Raw genomic sequence first — 452 nt, forward strand, 5'->3', positions numbered from 1 at the left:
GTCTTCGGACCCGACGCATCTCGGCGCGCCAGAGGCGGTCCGCGACGGCGAGCGTCGTCTCGGTTTCCGCGAAGCGTTCGATGTTCATGGCAGACGTCCTCACCTCATCGCCGCCTGCCACAACGCGCCGTCCTGCCCAGAGGTCCAACGCGAGCGTGATCCCGGCCCGGGGGATCGGTGCAACTGGAAGACGTTGCGGGCTATGATGGGGGCGCTGCGGCTTCTTCGCGCGGTCTCGCGGCGCGGCAAGGTGGCCGTCGTGTCAGAGGGCCCGTGCGAGGCCCGCCTCCAGATCGAGGGCGCTGGCGGTCTGCTGAGAGAGGCGGACGCCCGTCGGCTCTACCGCCGCATCGGCCTTCACCGCGCGGCGCACGATCGCCAGCGCCTCGTCCTCCGAGGTGGTGATCGTCGCGTAGAACATGACCAACCGGCCCGAAAGCTCCGCCTCGTCG

At 70.1% G+C, this 452-nt stretch carries 1 protein-coding gene; it reads right to left on the reverse strand.

What is annotated here, in order from left to right:
* Nucleotides 1–262: 262 nt before the first annotated feature.
* Nucleotides 263–452, reverse strand: a 190-nt coding sequence (locus ACU8YC_RS27465; protein ID WP_446896321.1) for a hypothetical protein, incomplete at its 5' end; no start/stop codon positions are given.

It is taken from the genome of Citrobacter sp. VF227, assembly GCF_052950715.1.